This window comes from Myroides sp. C6-3 (genome assembly GCF_050522425.1).
GTDB lineage: Bacteria > Bacteroidota > Bacteroidia > Flavobacteriales > Flavobacteriaceae > Flavobacterium.
Window position 1 is genome coordinate 52300 of record NZ_JBMVQP010000003.1, and the last position, 13763, is coordinate 66062.

Annotated in this window: 9 protein-coding genes; 5 read left to right on the top strand and 4 right to left on the bottom strand. The window is 37.2% G+C overall.

The window, feature by feature from the left end; translation table 11 throughout:
- Nucleotides 1-21: 21 nt before the first annotated feature.
- Nucleotides 22-5673: a DUF11 domain-containing protein gene (locus ACPDG9_RS02140; RefSeq protein WP_430526174.1), complete on the bottom strand. Its 5652-nt coding sequence runs from the start codon at nt 5671-5673 to the stop codon at nt 22-24.
- 1144 nt (nt 5674-6817) lie between these two features.
- On the opposite strand from ACPDG9_RS02140, the gene ACPDG9_RS02145 reads away from it, so the two are divergent.
- The 4 genes from ACPDG9_RS02145 to ACPDG9_RS02160 all read left to right on the top strand — a co-directional run bounded on the left by ACPDG9_RS02145 (nt 6818) and on the right by ACPDG9_RS02160 (nt 9743).
- Nucleotides 6818-7579, top strand: coding sequence for an enoyl-CoA hydratase/isomerase family protein (locus tag ACPDG9_RS02145; RefSeq protein WP_430526175.1), 762 nt, complete (start codon nt 6818-6820; stop codon nt 7577-7579).
- Nucleotides 7580-7648: 69 nt separating this feature from the next.
- The gene (locus tag ACPDG9_RS02150; protein ID WP_430526176.1) at nt 7649-8431 is read left to right on the top strand and encodes a hypothetical protein; all 783 of its coding nucleotides are present in this window, start codon (nt 7649-7651) and stop codon (nt 8429-8431) included.
- An 82-nt stretch (nt 8432-8513) separates the two neighbouring features.
- Nucleotides 8514-8966: a 6-pyruvoyl trahydropterin synthase family protein gene (locus ACPDG9_RS02155; protein WP_182649326.1), complete on the top strand. Its 453-nt coding sequence runs from the start codon at nt 8514-8516 to the stop codon at nt 8964-8966.
- A 6-nt stretch (nt 8967-8972) separates the two neighbouring features.
- On the top strand, nt 8973-9743 hold the full coding sequence (locus ACPDG9_RS02160; RefSeq protein WP_430526177.1) for a UDP-2,3-diacylglucosamine diphosphatase: 771 nt from the start codon (nt 8973-8975) through the stop codon (nt 9741-9743).
- 71 nt (nt 9744-9814) lie between these two features.
- Here the strand turns inward: ACPDG9_RS02160 and ACPDG9_RS02165 are convergent, their stop codons facing one another.
- Nucleotides 9815-11125 carry an HTTM domain-containing protein gene (locus tag ACPDG9_RS02165; RefSeq protein WP_430526178.1) on the bottom strand — a complete coding sequence of 437 codons (1311 nt, stop codon included), beginning with the start codon at nt 11123-11125 and terminating at the stop codon, nt 9815-9817.
- Complete coding sequence (locus tag ACPDG9_RS02170; RefSeq protein WP_430526179.1) at nt 11097-12050, bottom strand: bifunctional riboflavin kinase/FAD synthetase; 954 nt, start codon at nt 12048-12050, stop codon at nt 11097-11099. Before ACPDG9_RS02170 ends, ACPDG9_RS02165 begins: the two co-directional genes overlap by 29 nt.
- A gap of 143 nt (nt 12051-12193) precedes the next feature.
- Here ACPDG9_RS02170 and ACPDG9_RS02175 point away from each other — a divergent pair, with 143 nt between their 5' ends.
- Entirely contained in the window at nt 12194-13006 is an 813-nt protein-coding gene (locus ACPDG9_RS02175; protein ID WP_430526180.1) for an endonuclease/exonuclease/phosphatase family protein, read from the top strand.
- Nucleotides 13007-13071: 65 nt separating this feature from the next.
- On the opposite strand, the gene ACPDG9_RS02180 is transcribed toward ACPDG9_RS02175, so the two are convergent.
- Complete coding sequence (locus ACPDG9_RS02180; RefSeq protein WP_430526262.1) at nt 13072-13743, bottom strand: zinc metallopeptidase; 672 nt, start codon at nt 13741-13743, stop codon at nt 13072-13074.
- Nucleotides 13744-13763 lie beyond the last annotated feature (20 nt).

The window sequence follows — 13763 nt, forward strand, 5'->3', positions numbered from 1 at the left end:
TTTTTTATTCTTATGTATTCTTTATTTAATTTTTTGTGTGACGTTCAGGTTTGATTTTACTGAACAGTTCTTTAATGTTAAGCGAATAGGTAGTCTTCTACCAATAACACAGCCATTTCTATAGGTTTGTACATAGACAACACTGTATTTTGGCCCTAAACCAGCATTCTCTGGTAATTCATCCTGATATTCAGGCAAATGATAAGGTATTCTGAAGTTATTTTCCCCTTCTGTTGGCAGGGGCGTACCCCCTGTTTCTTCGGCATAAACCTCATAGGTAGAACAATTATCTTTTGCTTTAATCGTTAATATGCCACCTCTACATAGGTTTAAATATTCCTCTTCGATATCAATTCCCACATCCACTCGAGGCGCCACCGTTACTTCATAGATTTTGGTAAAGTTTCCTAATACCCCTACGACACTTCCATATGAGATTTTCACGCGATCAAACGGTTGGTCAATTTCTTGGATGACCATTTTATACTTATTGCGGTATCCCAATCCGAGTAACTTTAAATCCAGGAATTGAAAACCACTACTACCATCAATCTCTTCTCCTACTTTTTGATCCCCTAAATAGCGTTGAATCTTATATCCTTTAATCAATTCTAAACTCAAAATAGGGTTTCCAGGAACTTCTGTTACAATGTGTAATTTATCACCTGGCATGGCTTGTTGTTTGAAGACTACGGTTAAACTGGCTGCATTCAATACCGCAACACCTCTAACTATCATAGCATACGTTTCGAGATTGCCATCCACGGCATTCCATGGATTGACTACAGAAGCCGTAGCACTTGCTGCACCTATACCTAAATCTTGTACTCCATGTAATACATCTAGTACTGCCGGATGTACATTATCTGAAACTGGTTCACAATATTCAGGCGAAAATGCACTTACATTTTTCGTGTGATAGACATGATAAACCTTAGCGATTTGAGCAACGCTCAACAAAGATCCCTGAGAAACGCGAACTCCTTTATACTTTTGAGGTCCATTCTTATTCGAAGGCACGAAAGTAAATTCAACCACATTATCCGCGGCTAATAAATCTAATAGCCCCCCTTGAACGGACTTTAATGTTCCGATGGTATTACCATCAGCATCTAATCCTACCACAGAGATCCCTCCAGCTAGCATCAACCCGCTATATTGTTTTCCAAGTTTAATGGTCACAGGAGTACCCGCAGCCACTTCTTCTTCAAAATTGATGTTTTGCCATACGGTACCGATTCCTAAAAGTCCAATACCTGTTGTTAATGTTGAATGCGTGGTTGGATCTCCATCGATGGTGTTAGCTGTATCACTAACTCCTCCCGTGATGATAGATCCCCAGCTTGATGAACCCGTAGCGTATACTCTTTCTATCGTTGGAGGACATAAACTATCATCATAAACCGTGATCATTACATTCTCAAACGATTCACATCCAGTACCCGAAGTTGCCACTACAGTTAAGGTATAAACCCCAGGTGTCGTAAATTCTATTGATGTACCAGCAAATTCTACAGCATTATGATTATACCATTTTATAGTTCCATTTCCTCCCACAACAGTAGCTGTTGGCAAGGTTACCGTTACTGCATTTTGATCTCTTGGAATAGTTACATTAATACGTTGACTTCCTGAAAACGAAATTTCAGGTGTAGAAAGTTGAGTCACAACAAAAGGATCTGATTGAACTGAAACTTCGGCTCCTTTTGTATAAACAACCGTATAATTACCTGGATAATTTGTTGTTAATGTTCTTTCCTTTCCGTAATTCGGATTGGTCGACCCTGCCATTGTTGCATCTATCACTCTATCATCTACATACCACTGGTAGGTATCTGCCTCGGCTGGTCCTTTATTAGAGTCTAACGTAAATTCTGTTTCTGAACATAACGCATTGGCTTGATCTGAAGTGATAATCGCCTTTGGTAATGTCGTATTGTGCGTTACTCTGATGATTGTTCCTGGGCTCTTTGTTACATCTGGCTCAGTAGGGTTGATATTATCCACTGGAGGGAAGGAAGGATATGAAATAATGCTTCCCTCTTCTTTAGTATAAGCGGTATTCTTGATTTGTAAGATCCCCTCTAATGTAGGGTTCACATTCACGGTGAAAACAAATCTTTGCTCATTTCCTGGTGTCATCGTACCGGAGAAATTATAGGTTATTAGATCTCTAGTAACAGACAACGTTCCATTGGAAAAATCAGTATCAAAAGATGTACCTACAGGGATTCGATCAAACAGTGAAAATTGATTAACTACTGTTGAACCAACGTTTTTCACGTGAATCGTATATTCGATTTGCTCTCCTCCTGATACAGTATTAGTAGCAGCATTATCATTTACTTTGTATGATTTCCACGATATTAAGTTTTGATCCGATCCAAATGGACTACAAAGTCTTTCAACTTTATAAATTTCAAGAGCTGAAAGCACGCCAACATTAACCATACTTTTTAATCCAACGCTAATGCGATCATATTGACCATTTGGTTTAAAAGGGATATCCACTAGAGATCCTGTTCCTAATAGATTAGCAATTTCAGTTCCTTCTAATAAGCCATTATTCCAATTCAGTTGATCCACAAACGTATCTCCTCTGTAGGCTTTAATTTCTAATTTTTCCAACAAAGGAACTGCAATAGCGCCAGTACCTGTTTTCAATCGAATGTTGGCTACATCCTCTATTTCAGAGAGCGAGTTAAAATAAAACCATTGTTTTACACTTCCATCTACGTTGATCGTACCCAAACTCATTTGTGAGCCATCCGTAGAATTATCGTCAATGGCGCGTTCTGGATATTGTACTCCACCACCGCTTAAATCTGTCACATCCAAACTAACTCCCTCATATTCAAATGAAGTAACGAATGGAGCAACACAAGCCTCTGAAGCAGTTTCATAGCACATTCCGTAGACACTCATGCTATTTGGTTGTGCTAAAAGACCTAGTGCACTATTAGTTTTATCAATAATACGAACTGATTTATAAGCACTTGTCGGTGTAATCGCTAAATAGGTACGACCTAATTTATCAACAACAACTCTAATTTTCCCATTACTAGTAGAAGAAGATGTTTCACGTGTTCCGGCATTTAAAATGATTGCTCCTTGAGCATCTTTCACTTCAACTTCAAAATCGTGTTTGCCAAATACCAATCCATTCAATACACCAGAAAGCAAATTCCCTAAGCTTCCGCCCAGTAATTTATTCAATTCAGCATCTTCAAAATCCACGCGAACATACGAAGTTGTGTTTGCTGGCACAGGAGCGTCATATCCTAGCTCTACGGACCCTTCAAATTTATTTCCAAGTCCCAATAAAATACCCGATCCCGATTGCAAGGTTGCATAAGAATCAAAGTTATCATCAAATAGGTTATCGATATCATTAGCGTTACTTGCTTCCAAGAGGTTGGTTGCACAAACTGGAGCGATAAAAGGAGAAGGAGTAGTTGTTTCAGGACAAGTAGCCCCTACACGTTTAACATCGTACAAGCGAATACTTGATACAAGTGATGCACTTACTGTTGTTCCTACTTGAATTTCAACGCGATCAAAGGTTTGCGCTGTATCAAAAGTCAAGGTTTGAATCCCCCCCGACTGAAGTAAATTCAACGCATTTAGATTGTTAATCAATCCTTGTTGAAGCGTGAATGATTCTTTTTGTTGGTCACCTAAGAAGGTAACTATTTTATAACCACCTAATAATTCTGCAGACAATAAACTAGGTGAATTCAATTGCAAACGAACCTTTAGTTGATCTCCAACTTGAGAAGGTTTATTAAAGTAAATTGCTTGTTTAACGATTCCAGCAACAGAAACTGTACCCGTGCTAATTTCAGAATATTGAGAAGAGTTCCCACTAATTGCATAATATGGATTGATTACTCCTGCTTCTTTAGCAATACTTAGGTTCAACCCTGATTCATCATAAGAAGTGAACTGTGGAGGGAAACATAAATCAGTTCCGATTTCACGGCACATATTGTACACTTTCAACGTACGCATTTCTCCATTTGAAATACTCGTCACTCGATTTGTGATGCGAATACTACGGTAGGACTGATTAGGTGTAAAGGCAATATAATAGCGTCCTAATTTATCTTGTACAATCTTCATTTTTCCTCCTGTTTGAGAAGAAATTCCATTTTGGGTTGATGCACTTGCCACAACAGTAGACGTTGCTGTTACACCATCCAATGCTTCTACTTCAAAGTAGTGGTTGCCGAGTAAGGAACCGACAATACCATTTACAAATTTTCCGAGTGTTCCACCAAGTAACCCACTTAATAATTCAGAATCTGTATGAATTCGAATATAAGAAGTTGTATTCGCAGAAACACTTGATCCGTATGCCATGTGAATCATTCCTTTTGAGGCAGGTGAAGACAATAAAACACCTGCATCCGCATAAAGCGTTGCATAAGTTTCATTGTTATTGTCTAACACATTCGTTGCAAAATCCACATTGTGGAAATCTACTAAAGAAGTAGCACAACTCGCTGTTTCAAAAGGAACTTGTGTTGGATCTGGCACATCTACATTTGCATTAATACAAGTAGCTCCGTCATAACGCTCTACATCGTAAATACGCACACCTCCTTCTAAGACTCCAACATTTACTGTATTATTGACGCGAACTTCAACTTTGTCAAACGCTTTACCAGGAGCAAAAGTTAATATACCTGTTGCCTCACCTGTAAGTAGACCTAAAATATCCGTTCCATTTAGCAGCCCACCCTTTAGTACGCGGGTGTACACTACTTCAGAGCCATTATAAGCTCTTACTTCTAGGGAATTAATTAAATCTACGTTAATTAAACCTGAATCTGAATGAGTACCAATTTTAATATTAAACGTGTCTTCAGCGTTCGATAAATTAGAAAAGTAAAAATATTGAGAAATATATCCTCCAACATTTACATTCAATAAATCACCTGTTTTCAATGTTGAATAAGTATCTACATCATTATCAATGGCTTTATGGAATTCATTCTTTACCAACCCTTTTAAAAGAGAAATTTCAATTCCTTGGGAATCATAAGAAGTTCCCACTGGTTTTTCACATCTAGTATAATTACCAGTATCATAAAACGCTCCAAAAACATCTAATTTTGCCGTGGTGAGTAAAGTAAGTAACCCCTTATTTGAATTGCTAATTTTTATTTTATTAAAAGCCGATGGTGCATTTAGCAAAATAAGAAAATCTCCATTTTTATCTTGCACAATTCTCAAGCGACTGTTTTGAGTTAAGGTATTTGAGGTCTCTGATAAAACAGATGTCGAATTATGGTAAGCCTCAATTGTAAAGACATGATGACCTAATAAACCATCTAATAAACCATCTAATAATCCCCCTAAGGTTCCTCCTAAAAGTGGCGTCAATAACTTATTTTCATCATCTGCTCTAACTTTAATAAAAACCGACTGATTGCTCTGAATGTCCTCATTAAATTTGACTTCAAGAACTCCATTACTACTGCTTGCGTTTAATGTTGCAGAGGTTGTAAGATTACCATCAACTGCATTATTTTGATTGTCAACATTTGTATAAGACCCAAGCGTACGCGCAAAGACCCTATGCTGTCCATATCCATGGACCAACGGTACCAAGAGTACCAGAAACAATAACATCCTCATAAAGAGGGAAAAAGTAGTTTTCACTTTCATGTGTTGTGTGTTAAACATATTATTTTTTCAAAATTTTCGTGTAAGGTGTATATGCATAGCACGACAACGATATGCACGACATGCATATGTGTCATAAATTGAAGATCTACTAAAAATTCAGAATAGAAGAACCCTACTACAACCGTGTAAAGGGTATAAAAAATACAACAAAGCTTGAGCATAGTTTCAGTATACTATGCCCAGTCTTTTTTTTCGATGTACTGCTTTCTGTTCACTCAGCCCAAGCGAACAGAAAGCCTTTTGTTATTCATTTTTTTCGATCGATCCTGCGTAGCATTCAAGCATCCCACTTAAAATATCTACAGAAATACAAGTTTGTTTCTTCTTATAGGTCTTTTTCTGTTTTTACACTTTTTAGTCGTAAAACTTCTAAAACTCACTCAGCCCAAGCAAATTATTAGAAAACTAGTAAAAAGTACTTTATACTTATAAATACATATTTTTTTTACGTCTTTTTTTCGCTTTTACACAATTTTAGAAGTAAAAGGTATAAATATATCTTCATTATTTTACACAATTATGTATAAAATCCATACAAAAATAAGCAATAATCTAATTATAACAAACTTTCTACACAATATAGATACAAAACAAACAATCATACAAATTAACAATAACACTCTTTTTTATAAAAATAAAAATCATTACTAAATCAATAAAGCTAATTACAAGACAAATACATACTAAAAAAGTTAATATAAGAACATTATTCTCATTTTTATATTTTTATTTAACGCATTCTTACTATTTACTCTAAATTCAGTTGTTTTAAACAGACATAAAACACAGAAAAAAAACAGCGAAAACGGGAAAAAATACAGCTCGTTCTATTTTGTGAAAAATTTTGACAAACGCTTATTTTACTACTCCTAACCGCTTATTTGCTCCATCAAAAACACTTTGTTTTTTTAAAAAAGAAAAAACCAAATAACCTCTTGAATTTTATTCGCATTTTGTCATTTTAAAAGCATAAAAAAGCACAAAAAGAGTTGGCTGTTTTTTTTAATTTATACACTTTCTAAATAAAAGACCTACTCGTCTTTTAAAGAAACGACACGCCATAAAAGAGGAAACATTTTACCGCTTTCACAAGAATCCTTACATTTGGCAAAAGACTATACATATGGAAACAAACGCTTATATAAAAACTGCTATAGCAGATAAAATTGCGACAATTACCTTTTACAGTGCAGCTAGTAACTCCTTTCCTAGTACCTTACTAGCCGAATTAACCCACACCATAACGGAACTAAGCGCTTCTACGGCTATTACAACCATTATTCTTCAAAGTGAAGGAACAGGGGCTTTTTGCGCTGGAGCTTCTTTTGATGAATTGCTTTCTATTCAAGATAAAGCAACAGGTAAAAAATTCTTCTCTGGTTTTGCTAACGTAATCAATGCAATGCGTAAAAGTCCTAAATTATTCATCGGACGTATTCACGGAAAAACAGTAGGTGGAGGTGTTGGTTTAGCTGCTTCTTGCGATTATTGTTTTGCGACAGAGCAAGCGTCTATCAAACTATCAGAACTCGCTATTGGGATCGGTCCTTTTGTCATCGAGCCAGCGGTATCAAGAAAAATAGGTAAAACGGCTTTCACTTCGATGTCCTTGGCTGCCCATGAATGGAAAACAGCATCTTGGGCACAACAACAGGGACTTTATGATGAAATATATGAAACCATTGATCGTTTAGATTTAGAACTCCAAACTTTTGCTCAACGCGTGAGTGCTTATAATCCAGAAGCCATCACCGAAATGAAAAATATCTTTTGGGAGGGAACTGCAGACTGGGATCAATTGCTAACTGAACGCGCTGAGATATCAGGCCGATTAGTATTGTCCGAGTTCACAATAAACGCCTTAAACGCCTTTAAAAAAAAGTAATCGCTTAGCAAAAAAAATACACGATTTAACGCTAAGTCGTGTATTTGCTTCTCTACCTTTGAGGAAAAAATGAAAAGAAAAAATCTAATTTTAATTTTATTCCTCTCTTTCGTATGTCCTTTTTTCAGTTGCGCTCAATCTACAACTGCTACTGCGGATGACCCCATTTTTCTCAATCACTTGTCTATTGCTACAGGACTGAGTAGTCTCGGTTTCTCCGTCGAGCTTGCTACTCCAATTAGCAACAAGTTCTTCATCCGTACGGGAATTAATACCTTCAACTATAGTACCCGAACACATGCAGTTCAACTCAATGATCCATATGGTGCACTTCATCATGCCTTTGGTCAGGATGTCGCTTATAACATGAGAGGACGCGCCAAGAATACACACGTTCACCTCTTGCTAGATTTCTACCCTTTAAAAAAAGGATTACTCTACTTGAGTACAGGGTTATATTTCGGTAGGACCATCTTAAGTGCACATGGAATTATTGCCAATAGCGACGGTAGTCCAGCTCAATTACAAGGGGGTGCTGAATGGCCCAACCTTGTCTTCAACGATCAAAAACTGGACATCACCAATGGACGACTAGATGGTGAACTCATCCTCGGGAATTTCGTAAAACCTTATATCGGCATTGGTCTTGGTAGAGCGATTCCAAAAAAGCGATTCGGAGTAAAACTAGAAATGGGTCTCTTACTTGCAGGTGACTATGTCATCAAACAAAATGGTCATCGATTGGATCAAACGCTAAAAAAAGAACACAACTTCGAAGCAGCAGACTCTTACTTGAATTGGTTTAGGTTCTACCCTATGGCAAAAGCCCAACTCTCCTATCGACTCTTTTAATTTCGATAACATGAATTAAAACCAAGTAAAAGAAAGGGCGAATTCACTCATTTTTTGACTACCTTTGTCAAAATTTTTGGTTATGTCTAAAATTAGAATTACAAAACAATTCACCTTTGAAACAGGTCATGCGCTATATGGATATGACGGTAAATGTCGCAATGTACACGGACACAGTTATAAACTTGGTGTTACAGTAATTGGTACGCCAATTACGGATGCAGCTCATGTAAAGTTTGGGATGGTGATTGATTTCAGTGATCTAAAAAAAATAGTAAAAGAAGAAATCGTAGATGTATTTGATCACGCTACTGTATTCAATCAAAACACCCCTCATGTTGAATTGGCTCAAGAGCTAAAAGAACGCGGTCATCACGTTATTTTAGTGGATTATCAACCGACAAGTGAGAATATGGTCATTGACTTTGCGAATAAGATAAAAAGTCGTTTACCGGAGAACATTGCCTTGTATTCCCTGCGTTTACAAGAGACAGAATCTTCTTATGCAGAATGGTTTCAATCTGATAATTTATAGGGTAACGTGAGTTTTACAATTGATACAACAAAGGGAGTTTACTTTGCCTCTGATCAACATTTCGGAGCGCCTACGCGTGAAAAGAGCTTACCTCGAGAAAAACTTTTCCTCGCTTGGTTAAACGAAAAGGAAGCTGATATGGGGGCTTTATTCATTCTTGGAGATCTTTTCGATTTCTGGTTTGAATACAAAACTGTTGTTCCTAAAGGGTTTGTACGAGTATTAGGTAAATTAGCCGAATTAAAAGACAAAGGCATTCCCATTTATTTTTTTGTGGGCAACCACGATTTATGGATGAATGACTATTTTCAAACCGAATTAGGTATTCCCGTTTTTCACGAACCACAAATTTTCACCATCAATGGCAAGCGCTTTTTTATTGGTCATGGCGATGGTTTAGGACCTGGAGACTTGGGCTATAAACGCATGAAGAAAGTGTTTACTAATCGATTTTCCAAATGGCTGTTCAATTGGCTACATCCAGATATTGGTGTACGTCTTGCACAATACCTATCGGTTAAAAACAAACTGATCTCAGGTGATGAAGATGTCACTTTTTTAGGTGAAGACAAAGAATGGTTAGTCCTGTATGCCAAGCGAAAGCTAGAAAGCCAACACTATGACTACTTCATATTTGGACACCGACACTTACCTATGGTCATTGACCTCAATGAGCAATCCAAATACATCAATCTCGGTGATTGGATCAGCTATTTTACTTATGGTTACTTTGATGGAACATTCCATCTAGAAAAATATAAAAAGCCTCAATATTGAGGCTTTTTTGGTTATCAGTTATCGGTTATCAGTTATCGGTGATCGGTCTCACCTCTCAACATCTCTCCTACCTAAAACGGCTTGTCCAAAATCCAAGAGCTGTGGCTAAAGTAATTCCAAGGCACACTTGCTAAATCCACTTTTTCATCGACATAGCGACTGTATTCTCTTCTGTTTATCGATACCCAGCTATCGGCATAGACTGCTACTTCTTTGCCTTGATCGGCATATTCTTTTTTGATGCGTTGAGCCATTTGCCAAATCATATCCGACGTATTCAAACGCGCGTCTTGTTTACGGGTTAACACTTCCTGTGTTGAATAAAAAAAGCGTTCTCCTGTTTTTTTATCCTCTACCAAATAAGAGGTGTACCCCGATCTAGAACGCAACATCATACGCCAGCTTAGACGATGTGCCTCATCTGTCCACAGAATATCACCTTCAATAAAATGTTGCCTTAGAGGCAGCGCAAATTGAAAAAACATAAATACAGCCAGGAATCCCAAAACAGGTTTACTTAATTGAGGTGAGCTAAAGCGTTCACTAGTATCTATCGCTGGTTTTTTCTTTAAGAAAAGGCGTCTAATTTGATCTGATGGATAAAAGAAAAGAGCAAATGTCAAGGCGAAATAAGGGAAAATCCCAATATGTAAGGTAGCTGAATTAAACAAATGAAAAACTAAAGAGGCTATTAATCCCAAAGTACGGGTTCGTTTCCACAACAAAGCGGGAATAATTAATCCATCAAATGCAATTCCCAAGTAAGCAATAATTAAATAAAACTCCTTTTGTGTAAATACATTTTTAAAGACGTCTGGTATATTGGCGGATTGATACATCAGTGCTGTAAAAGTACCATCCAACCAATCGGGGTAAAATTTAGCTATGGTTCCATAAATATACAGTACCCCTACCTGAAAAATAAAAATCCAATTGAAATAAAGGGGCATGGCATGCTCCTCTTTCACACGATTTGCTTTAACATCTAACGATTTATAAGACGCTGCGGGAAGGAAACACATGTACACACAAATGATCATCAACAGATAATAGTGGTTGTTGTACGAGGTTTTTTGAATGAAATAGGCCCCTGCCCAAAGAAGAGTCAGTAACGGCATGGACCATTTATAGCGATAGCCCAACATCACCGCAAGGGACACTAATCCCATCACAAAGAAATAGACATACATTTGCGGGCCTACGAGCACTTGCAAAAAGTCCATATAAATATGCGAAAAGGTGAAATTTACGTCAACGAGATTTTCTCTTACCCAACCTGTGGCAATAGCACCAAAGGATTCACAGGCAAACAAAAAACCAAAAAAAAATCTAAATATAATTAAAGGTGCATTATCAACGGGTTGCAGTGCTTTTTTCCACATAGCGATCAAAATATGCTCGCGTTGCTTGCTCGTCTTTTTTTAGTTGATCTACAAGTTCTTCGAGCGAATTAAATTTTTGTTCATCTCTTATGCGATCCAAGATACGAACTTTTAACGTTTTATGATATAAATCGCCCGACCAATCTAGAAAGTTTACTTCTATTGTATGAGGATGATTGGCAAATGTCGGATTAATACCAATGCTCATCATTCCTTTTACTCGTTTACCTTCTATTTCAGATTCAACTACATAGATTCCGTTTTGGGGAATCATCTTATACGACTCAGAGATTTCAAAATTAGCCGTTGGAAATCCCAATGTACGTCCTAATTTCTTTCCGTGAATGACCTCTCCAGAAAAGTGATACTCATGCCCTAAAAACTCATTCGCTAAGGCAATATTTCCAGCTTCTAAAGCCACGCGAATTTTGGTAGAACTAATCGAAACATGATCAATTTCTTGTGCGGATATTTCTTCTACTTCAAACCCATAAGTTATCCCAAAGCGCTTTAAATCGTGAATATCTGCTGTTCTATTTTTTCCAAAACGATGATCGTACCCAATGATTATTTTTGAAATATTAAACGTATCGACCAATACTTGTTTAACAAACTCTTCAGCACTTAAGTTGGCAAAATCCAAATCGAACTTTTGCACCACAAGGTTATCTAAGCCGAGAGCAGCTAATAGCGCTTGTTTTTCTTCCAATGTATTTAACAGGCGAATTCCGTGATCTTGCTTCAAGACCATACGCGGATGAGGAAAGAAGGTCAACACCAAACTTTCAGCGCCTAAGGCTTCAGCAGAATCAACTAGTTTTTTAATAATCATTTGATGCCCAATGTGAACCCCATCAAAGGTCCCCAAAGTTGCAACAACTTTTTTATCGGTTTTAAATTCACCAATGGAAGAAAATATTTTCACGATGATAACTTTAGTCTTTTAAAGGGATTTTACTTAGTTTTGCCCCGTTTTTCTAAACAAATATTCAAGCTGTAAAAATACTTCATTTTTTACAAATCACCTTAAATTTTACACAATAATACGCCTAAACTAAAGTAATTAACATGCCCTCATTGATCAGAACCTGCTTGGTTTTTCTTTTTGTATTCGTTCCCTTACTGCTCTTTTCTCAAGTTAAAATAATGACTTGGAATTTAAAAAATATAGGAAGTAGTAAAACGGAAGAACACCTTAGCTACATGGCTAAAATTATGAAACAAGCGGATGTCGTTGCCATACAAGAAGTAGTAACTAATCCTGCAGGCGCTAAAGCCATTGCTGCCCTACAAGAAGAACTCAACCGAAAAAGTGGAGCTACATGGGATTATGCTCTTAGTGATCCAACCATTAGTTCGCCTTATCGCTCAGAGCGCTATGCTTTCTTGTGGAAAACAAAAAACATCAAGCTACAACAAAAAGCCTTTCTTGATCAAAACTACCAGGAAGAAATTGAACGCGAGCCCTATATGGCCACCTTTCGATATAAAGATTTAGAATTTACCTTGGTTAGCTTACATGCTTTACCTAAGAAACACCAGCCGGAGAAAGAGATTAAATACCTGAAGTTTTTCCCGGAACGCTATAAAGAAAAAAACCTCATCTTCTTAGGTGATTTCAATACGCCTGAATCGCATTCGGTTTTCAATCCACTAAAAAAACTAGGATACACCCCTGCGTTTACGAAGCAAAAGACATCGCTACGCCAAAAATGCATCAACGGCGATTGCTTAGCTAGTGAGTACGACAATATATTCCTTCAACAAGAAGTGTTTACCGTTACTTCCTTCCAAGCGATTTTATTTTTCGAAGATTTTGACACGATACAAGAAGCAAATAAAATCTCCGATCACATCCCGCTCCTAATCGAAATAGAATAAATAAAAAAAAGGATCTCCACTGGAAATCCTTTTTAAAACAATTAAAATATAATAAAAACACTTATTTATCTTCGATTCATATAAATCATAACGTAGTACAACAGCGTACCTAAAGAAGAAAGAGCAGCTACAACATAGGTTCTTGCAGCCCATTTCAGTGCATCTTTAGAGCCAACTAATTCCTGAGGTGTTACGATATGCTTCGCTTCCAACCATTTTAGAGCACGATTACTCGCATCGTATTCTACAGGTAAGGTAATAAACGAGAAGATCGTTGTTAAGGCAAACAATCCAATTCCCAATAATAGTAACTGAGGAAAGGTTTTAAGCATTAGAACTCCCCCAATCAACACGAACGGCATAAACTTAGAAGATACTTCCAAGATAGGCACCATTCGAGAACGCATCGTTAACCACGAATAGGCTTGTGCATGTTGTACAGCATGCCCTACCTCGTGAGCAGCCACAGCAGCAGCGGCAGCATTGCGTTGATTGTATACAGCTTCACTTAAATTTACTGTCTTATCTATCGGATTGTAATGATCCGTCAATCTTCCTGGTGTAGAAATTACACGTACATCGCGAATTCCGTGGTCAAAAAGCATCTTTTGGGCGATCTCAGCACCACTCATGCCATTTTGTAAATGAACCTCAGAATACTTCTTAAACTTCGTTTGTAAACGATTGCCTACATACCAACTGGCAGCCATCATGGCAATCATAAAAACCCATATCATCATAGATACAACAATTTATG

What these genes read in the sequence shown, in the direction of transcription:
- ACPDG9_RS02155 (WP_182649326.1), top strand. Translation starts at nt 8,514, where the DNA reads ATGTCTAAAATTAGAATTACAAAACAATTCACCTTTGAAACAGGTCAT.
- ACPDG9_RS02150 (WP_430526176.1), top strand. Translation starts at nt 7,649, where the DNA reads ATGAAAAGAAAAAATCTAATTTTAATTTTATTCCTCTCTTTCGTATGT.
- ACPDG9_RS02145 (WP_430526175.1), top strand. Translation starts at nt 6,818, where the DNA reads ATGGAAACAAACGCTTATATAAAAACTGCTATAGCAGATAAAATTGCG.
- ACPDG9_RS02180 (WP_430526262.1), bottom strand. Translation starts at nt 13,743, where the DNA reads ATGATATGGGTTTTTATGATTGCCATGATGGCTGCCAGTTGGTATGTA.
- ACPDG9_RS02175 (WP_430526180.1), top strand. Translation starts at nt 12,194, where the DNA reads ATGCCCTCATTGATCAGAACCTGCTTGGTTTTTCTTTTTGTATTCGTT.
- ACPDG9_RS02165 (WP_430526178.1), bottom strand. Translation starts at nt 11,125, where the DNA reads ATGTGGAAAAAAGCACTGCAACCCGTTGATAATGCACCTTTAATTATA.
- ACPDG9_RS02140 (WP_430526174.1), bottom strand. Translation starts at nt 5,673, where the DNA reads ATGAAAGTGAAAACTACTTTTTCCCTCTTTATGAGGATGTTATTGTTT.